At 38.8% G+C, this 7,629-nt stretch carries 6 protein-coding genes, 1 rRNA gene and 1 pseudogene; 2 read left to right on the top strand and 6 right to left on the bottom strand.

The features are described 5' to 3' along the window. The first annotated feature begins 66 nt into the window (after positions 1 to 66). Positions 67 to 181, top strand: a 5S ribosomal RNA gene (gene rrf / locus B9T29_RS09870). A gap of 333 nt (positions 182 to 514) precedes the next feature. After that, positions 515 to 932, top strand: a pseudogene (locus B9T29_RS09865) (DUF4256 domain-containing protein). 70 nt (positions 933 to 1,002) lie between these two features. Here the strand turns inward: B9T29_RS09865 and B9T29_RS09860 are convergent. The 6 genes from B9T29_RS09860 to B9T29_RS09835 form a co-directional block, all read right to left on the bottom strand. Then, positions 1,003 to 1,494, bottom strand: a complete 492-nt coding sequence (locus tag B9T29_RS09860; protein ID WP_086175757.1) for a transglycosylase SLT domain-containing protein — start codon at positions 1,492 to 1,494, stop codon at positions 1,003 to 1,005. A gap of 296 nt (positions 1,495 to 1,790) precedes the next feature. Beyond that, positions 1,791 to 2,333 carry a type 1 glutamine amidotransferase domain-containing protein gene (locus B9T29_RS09855; RefSeq protein WP_086175756.1) on the bottom strand — a complete coding sequence of 181 codons (543 nt, stop codon included), beginning with the start codon at positions 2,331 to 2,333 and terminating at the stop codon, positions 1,791 to 1,793. A gap of 392 nt (positions 2,334 to 2,725) precedes the next feature. After that, on the bottom strand, positions 2,726 to 3,211 hold the full coding sequence (locus B9T29_RS09850; protein WP_086175755.1) for a GNAT family N-acetyltransferase: 486 nt from the start codon (positions 3,209 to 3,211) through the stop codon (positions 2,726 to 2,728). A 93-nt stretch (positions 3,212 to 3,304) separates the two neighbouring features. Then, the gene (locus B9T29_RS09845; protein WP_086175754.1) at positions 3,305 to 4,504 is read right to left on the bottom strand and encodes an acyl-CoA dehydrogenase family protein; all 1,200 of its coding nucleotides are present in this window, start codon (positions 4,502 to 4,504) and stop codon (positions 3,305 to 3,307) included. A gap of 25 nt (positions 4,505 to 4,529) precedes the next feature. Then, complete coding sequence (locus B9T29_RS09840; protein ID WP_171264025.1) at positions 4,530 to 5,816, bottom strand: acyl-CoA dehydrogenase family protein; 1,287 nt, start codon at positions 5,814 to 5,816, stop codon at positions 4,530 to 4,532. Positions 5,817 to 6,114: 298 nt separating this feature from the next. Next, a complete protein-coding gene (locus tag B9T29_RS09835; RefSeq protein ID WP_086175752.1) occupies positions 6,115 to 7,488 on the bottom strand; it encodes an ABC1 kinase family protein in 1,374 nt (457 codons plus the stop codon). Between the last annotated feature and the right edge of the window lie 141 nt (positions 7,489 to 7,629).

Below are 7,629 nucleotides of genomic sequence, written 5' to 3'. Positions count from 1 at the left end.
GGTATCAAGTACGGCAAACACTGCAAAGCAGTTAAATAAGACCCGAACAAGTCCATAAACAGTTGTGCTGGCGACAATAGCAAGAGTGAACCACCTGATCCCTTCCCGAACTCAGAAGTGAAACCTCTTAGCGCTGATGGTAGTGTGGGATTACCCATGTGAGAGTAAGTCATCGCCAGCTCATTATTCTAAACACCCCCTGATCAAATCAGGGGGTGTTTTTTTGTCCGGGGAAAAGGGGAAAATAAAAAAGCAAAAAATACTTTATAGGTACAATTTCATATTATTTTGAAACTTGTTATTGATGAAAGAAATAATGCACAATATTTTAAAATAAAAAATAGAAGAGTTTAAAAATGAAAGAAGATAAGCAAAAAGACAAACTATTAAATGAATAACAATCTGCAAATTTTTTAAATATTTTAAAAGAAAGATTTGAACAAAATATGCAGAGGCATAAAGTCATGTAATGGTTGAAAATTCAAATCAAACTGAAAGCAAGCCCTGATAAAGTATGGTGTCACTTCATGAAATGGAGCGAACAGGTGGTGAACCCGATGTGGTAATGCATGATCATCTCACTGATCATTATATCTTTATGGACTGTAGTATAGAGTCCAGCTGGTCGAAGAAGTTGTTGTTATGCTCGAGAAGCATTAGATTCTAGAAAAGCCAATAAGCCTGAAAACTCTGTGCTAGACATGATTTCACACATGGGTATCGAATTGTTAACAGAGCATGATTATTATGAGCTTCAGACAATAGATTCAATTGATATGAAAACTTTAAGCTAGTTATTCACCCCAGAAAATATCCGTAAAAAAGGTGGGGCTTTATTTGGCGATAAGCGGTATGGCCAGGTTTTTATTTATCATAATGGAGCTGAATCATATTATGCTGCTCGTGGTTTTCGGGCTTTATTAAAAGTCTGAAAACAATAAATCAAGTAATAAAAAATCTCCTATCATCTACTAATAGATCTTAGGAGATTTTAAGTTAGATTTATAAGGCACCTTTTAGTGTTTCATGATGTTGCTTAACTTGCTCTGCATATTTTTCACCTTGTTTTTTCATCTTGTGGCTGGAGTTATAACCCGCAGGACCTACATTGTAGTAAGCTAAAGCCTTTGGCCAACTTCCAGCTTTGCTGTTATATGTGGCTAAAATATAAGTCCCGCAATTGATATTATTATTTTCTTCGATCAGATTACCTGGACAAGTCTGTTGCCAATAACGTGGAATGACTTGTGTCAATCCGACCGCCCCAGCGGGCGAAATCACAGAGTTTCTATAGCTAGATTCTTGTCGAATCATAGCAGCCAATAAGATTGGATCCACATTGTATTTGTCAGCACTTTGAATAATCATCGGCGAAACACGGTTTGCAGTATCCGGTGCCACTGAATAGGCTTTTTGAATACCTGTTGATAATTTTGCAGATCGTTTAGCAACTGAGGGGCTAGATGAACATCCAGCAAAAGCTAAAGTAGTCATAATTATAGCTACAGATTTAAATGTACATAAATGATGGTTTGAATTTTTAGATGATAAATATGAGAGAGGCTGTGTAAAAAACAAAGTTCAAAACCCAAAGTAAAATTTTATAGTGGCTATGCTAGTGGGCTGAAAAAGGGGAGTCAATAGTTGTTATTTTGCTGAATTAGAGAAATTTTATGGTTATTTTCAGAATCTCAATTTATATTAAAATAATTCAATTGCTTAAACTCTGAATCTATTGTCCCATTATTTTAATGGGACTTTTCATTTAAACATATTTATTAAAAGATATTTTAATGATCTAGTTCCTGCAAAATTGCCTGGTTAAATGCAGGAATATCGTCTGGACATCGTGAGGTGATCAAAGGCCAATTATTGGTATTGCAACGATGTACTTCTTCATCAAACCAATTGGCACCCGCATTTTCCAGATCTAACTTGATGCTTTTATAAGAGGTTAAATTTTTATCTTTAATCCGCTGTGCATTGACTAACACCCAAGGTCCATGGCAAATAGCCGCAATGGGTTTGTGATTGTCAGTGAAGTATTGAATGATTTTATGGGCCTCCTCATTTAATCGAAGAATATCAGCATTTACGGTTCCTCCAGGAATTACCAAAATATCATAATCTTCAGCTGATACTTTAGCCAAGCTGGTTTGAGGAATATAAGAAGCCGCAGGTTCATTACCATGCTTAACTGTTTGTACTTCCTTTTGTTCTTCTGCCGCATGAATGACTTCAATGCCTTTGGATTGTAGGAATTCAAGCGGTTTGATCAGTTCATCTTGTTCAACACCGATATTGGAAGTAATAAATAGTGCTTTTTTAGTCATGTTAATGATCCTAAATCACATATTAAACTTTGACATTAACAAAGTGCCTAAATGAAGCTGTACAATTTTTAGCTTATTCTTGTTAAGGTTTGAAAGAATGCCGACAAAAATAAGCCCCATATCTGGATGAGGCTTATTTTATCTAGTGACTGTGAATGACTTCTGTCTTGGTTTTATGCTTCCTGCTTACATCGTTTATTCTTTTTATTATGGAAACTTCCTGTTTCCTGATGTTTTTAGCATAAATTGATAACTGGGTATGCTGTAGAGGTTAATGAATACTTTCAGTGTAAGTAAAAGTAGACACCAAGGCATTTATATTAAGTCATAGCAACTCTGATGAGTTAAATGAATAGGGGCTTTGACAAATAAAATGTATAAAATATGATTGATTAGAATTGCTTTTCCATCCAGATTTCACAGGCATGACTATGTCCGGTATTGCCCTTAGGTTGATCTAAATATTGAAAACCTAATTTTTCATAGAGTTTTACCGCTTGCCAAAGTTCCTTGGTCGTTTCCAGGTAACAAGACTTAAAACCTTGCAGGAGTGTAAATTGAAAGGCATTTTCTAAAAGTTGTTTGGCAAAGCCTAAACCTCGAACTTCAGGTAAAAAATACATTTTTTGAATTTCTAAAATTGTAGGGGCACCTTTTAAAGGCGATAAACCGCCACCACCCAAAATTTTACCTTGTTGATTTTCTATTACCCAATACTTTGCATTCGGTCGATTATAAACCGCGTACAAATTATCTAAAATTGGATCAGCCACAGCAAAACCTGATTCAGGAGCAAGTCCAAATTCTTTGGAAACTTCGCGGATGATCGCTGCAATTTCAGCATTGTCTTGAGCTTGAATAGGCCTAATTTGGTACATAAAGTTAAAATGAATGAATTAAAAAAGAGATGGATTTTTATAACAAAAAATCCATCTCTTGTAAGGTGTTTATGCATTAAAAATACTTAAAACTTATTTTAATTCACTTGAATTCTTACCTAATTCACGTCGTGCGATAATCAGTTGTTGAATTTGTTGAGTCCCTTCAAAAATATCAAGAATTTTTGAGTCGCGTGCCCATTTTTCCAGCAATTCATCTTCGTTATAACCTACGCTGGCTGTAAGCTCTACGCATTTCAAAGTAATTTCATTACAGATGCGACCGGCTTTGGCTTTAGATATAGAAGCTTCACGTGAGTTCGGCTTTTTATTATCTGCCATCCAGGCAGCCTTCATGGTGAGTAAACGTGCCGCTTCCCATTCTGCCTCCATACGGTAAATCTGAGCTGCAATATGTGAGGTCTGCAAATAGGGTGTCTGGTAATTTTCATCTAACTGATCTTTGAAAATTTCCTTAATTCTTTCCAGTGATGCTTTAGCACATCCTACTGCCATGGCTGCCACCAAAGGACGGGTATTGTCAAAAGTTTCCATGACTCCAGCAAAACCTTTGGCCACATCAATTTCAGCATGTCCCAACAGATTTTCGGCAGGAACACGGCAGTCGATAAAGCTAATGACAGCAGTATCGGATGCTTTGATCCCCAATTTGTGTTCCAGACGTTCCACTTTCATTCCTGGTGTTCCTTTAGGAACAACAAAGGATTTAATGGCTGCACGGCCGAGTTTCTTGTCTAATGTTGCCCAGACCACCACGGCATCGGCACGCTCACCAGAAGTTACGAAAATCTTTTCCCCATTGAGGATGTAATCATACCCATCTTTAATCGCAGTGGTTCGAATGGCGGCCGAATCGGAGCCGCAACCGGGTTCAGTAATAGCCATGGCTGCCCATGTGCCTTTAAAGCGTTCTAGCTGTTCATCATTGGCGACAGCAGCAATGGCAGAATTTCCCAAGCCTTGGCGCGGCATACTGAGCAATAAGCCGGTATCTCCATAGCACATCTCGATCACGCCGAGTACAGTGGACATATTGACGCCATTCTTGTTGCCGGTCTCTGTGCTGCCACGCTTGCCAACTGCAGCACCTGCGTTGATGCCTTCACCGCCATCATTCATGCCATCAATGAGTGAGGCAAACATGTCGAGTTCCTTTGGATAGCTGTGTTCGGCTTTATCATATTTACGTGAAATCGGGCGTAGTACCTTTAAAGCTGATTCATGGGCTTGATCTATCAACATCTTAAATTTTTTAGGATTCTGTAAATTCATATGCGTAATTCCTTATTTTTATAGATTAAGCATGTAAGCCTGAATGTAAAATTGCTGTGGCACGTAAGTCGCGATACCAGCGCTCCACAGGATGTTCCTTGGTAAATCCATGACCACCTAGAATCTGTACGCCATCTGTACCAATTTTCATGGATTTTTCTGCACAGAGCAGACGTGCTAAATAGGCTTCGCGATGGAAGGGTTTTCCGGCCTCTGCAAGACTGGCCGCATTCAAAACCAGCATGCGCATGGTATCAATCTCAATCGCCATATCTGCAATCATGAAGGCGATACTTTGGCGATGTGAAATAGGTTCACCAAAAGCAGTACGTTCATTGGCGTATTGAATGCAGTAGGCTTTGACTGCTTCACACGTGCCGACCGCCATAGCACACCACATTAAATTGCCCAGATCTAAAAATGCTAGATAATCAAAGTCATCATCGCCCAACAGTTCAGCAGGGGTATTGTTGAATTTTAAAGTAACCGTTTCGGTTGCTTTTAAACCCATGGCCGTACTTTTTTGAGCAGTAATACTGCTATCACGTTTAACAATAAACACTTCTGGTGAGCCATTGAGTTCAGCATTGACTAGAAACAGATCTGCAGTTTCACCCAAAATCACCAGAGTTTTTTCGCCATTAATACAGTATTTTCCATTGACTGAACTGGCTTTGGTTTTTAATTGCAGGGGATTAAAGGCGGGCGTGGCTTCTTGGATGGCAAAGGTAGCTTGTATATCTAAATCATTTACAAAGCTGGATAAATAGGTTGATTGAATCTGTGCTGAACCCCATTGGGTAATGGCATTAATGACACTAAAGGTTGAAAGAAGTCCTGCAGTTAAGCTGAAATCACCTTTGGCCAAATGTTCAGCGATCAAAATATTGCTTAAGATATTCTTTTCAGCGGCTACACCACCGAATGCTTCAGGAAGAGCGTAATAGTTAAGACCTAAGTCAGCAGCATGTTGCCAAAGTGTTGCTGGAAATTGTTCTTTATTGTCTGCTTCAGCTGCGAGTGGATAAAGCACTTCTGATGCAAATTGATCCATGGCATCACAGCTCATTTGCTGTTCTTCAGTCAAGCTTAAATCGAACAATGATTTCTGCTGATTGGGCAAACGTTGCTTACTGACACCGGAGCTGGCTTTAAAGACTTTTTGGGTTTTACTTAAAGTTTTAAACCCCATTTTTGAACTTTGATAGAGAGATTTTTCCAGAAATTTACGCAGTTTGAATTGATCAAGTACATCGCTACCCGCAATTCTAGTAATGAGTGATAGCCCAAGTCCTTGAGCCTTGTTTACCATATTGGTCATTTTTGTCGTCCATCGATTTTCAATTCTGTATATTTTTATGCTGACATGCTGACATGCTGACATGCTGACATGCTGACATGCTGACATGCTGACATGCTGACATGCTGACACGCGAATATGAAAATGACTATGTCATCGCTGACAATTAAAATTGACTTGGATAAATGGTAGAAATTAATTTTAAATTTAATTAAATACTTGAATATTATTTATTTTTTAAAATTGAAAGTGAAGATTGAAAAGTGAAAATTGACTAGAATGACATAAAAGGCATTCTAGTCAGCATATATTATAAAAACTTTGCCACCATTTTTCGTACATTGGTTTTTGCATCAATCACGGTCATGAAAGTATAAGCACCAATGAATTTACGACTAATAAACATAAATTCTTTCGGTGGAACACTGAAATAACGTGATGCCATCGATTTGGAAGCACGTTGCATGACCCGGCTATGTAACTGGCTTTTTTTCCAGTCATAGCGCTGATTTTCATCCATCACACCTTCAGGCAAGTCTGGATTATTGATAAGAGTACTAAAGGCTTCGGTTGCCAATAAAAATACTTTTGCCATATCTGGCTTGATGCTTTGCGGGATTGAATCAAAAAATTCATAGCCGGTCATGGCATGAACCATTTGGTCAATATTGTGATTATATCCAGCTTGAATCAGATTTCGTGCCACCTTGAGCAAGTGGTCATCGAATTGACGAATCGCGCCAAAATCGAGCAACACAATTTTATCTTCGTTTTCAGCACCATCGCCCAAACGTACCAGATAATTGCCAAAATTTGGATCGGTTTGCATTTCGCCCCATTCAAAAATCTCACGAACTGCAATCTCAAGCGAGGCTTCGCCTAACTGATTGCGGCGTTCTTGAGGAAGAGACAGCATCACCGGGCTATTGATTGGTACTCCACGTTCAAAGGTCATACAAAGAACTTGGTCAGTGCAATATTCATCAATAATTTCAGGTACGATATAACGCGGATCGTCTTTTAAACGTTCGGCAAAACGGCGAGTGGTCGCGGCTTCAATCTTATAATTGACTTCACGATGCATCATTTCACGGACTTCATCAAACCACTGATCAAATTCACGGGTTTGCGGCACCATACGGGTCAGTTTGAGCATGTTTCTAAACAGGCTCATATCTGAATCAATCGCATCAGCGACGCCGGGATACTGGATTTTTAATACAATTTCCAAACCGTCTGAATTACGTGTGGCACGATGTACCTGCGCTAAAGAGGCAGTACCCAAAGGTTCATGGTCTATGGTCAAATCATGCAGTTTACTGCCTAACTGCTGTTCCAAATGAGCCTTGATTGCCGGCCATGCAAGTGCAACAGTTTGGTTATTTAAGGTATTGAGGGCTTGAGTGATTTCTTCAGGTAAAAAATGTTCGCCATACAGCGCCATCATTTGCCCGATTTTCACAATCGAGCCTTTCAATTTACCAATTTCAGAAACCAGATAATCGGCTTGTTCCTTCATGGCTTTTTTACGTTTTTTTTCTTTTTCTGCTTCGCTTGAAAATATGGTGGTTGCACTTGATGCAGCCCAACGCGTTCCTGCGAGTAATGATGCTTTAGCGATAGATAAGCGTCGATCCATAGATGAGGTTTTGAGTTGTTTAAGCTTATCGTTCTGATTTGACATTAAACAAAATCCTTTAATCAGCAAGTCGCGGAATAATTAATTGTAGCGGATATTACCGTGTATTCGCGTATTAAAAAAGTTCAACGTGCTGAATGGAGAGTAAATATGTTTAATATTTAAGTTATTGCTCTGAAAAAGTAC

Source organism: Acinetobacter sp. ANC 3903 (genome assembly GCF_002135315.1).
Lineage (GTDB): Bacteria > Pseudomonadota > Gammaproteobacteria > Pseudomonadales > Moraxellaceae > Acinetobacter.
The sequence above is the reverse complement of the archived record's forward strand: the minus strand, read 5'-3'. Positions and strand labels throughout refer to the sequence as shown.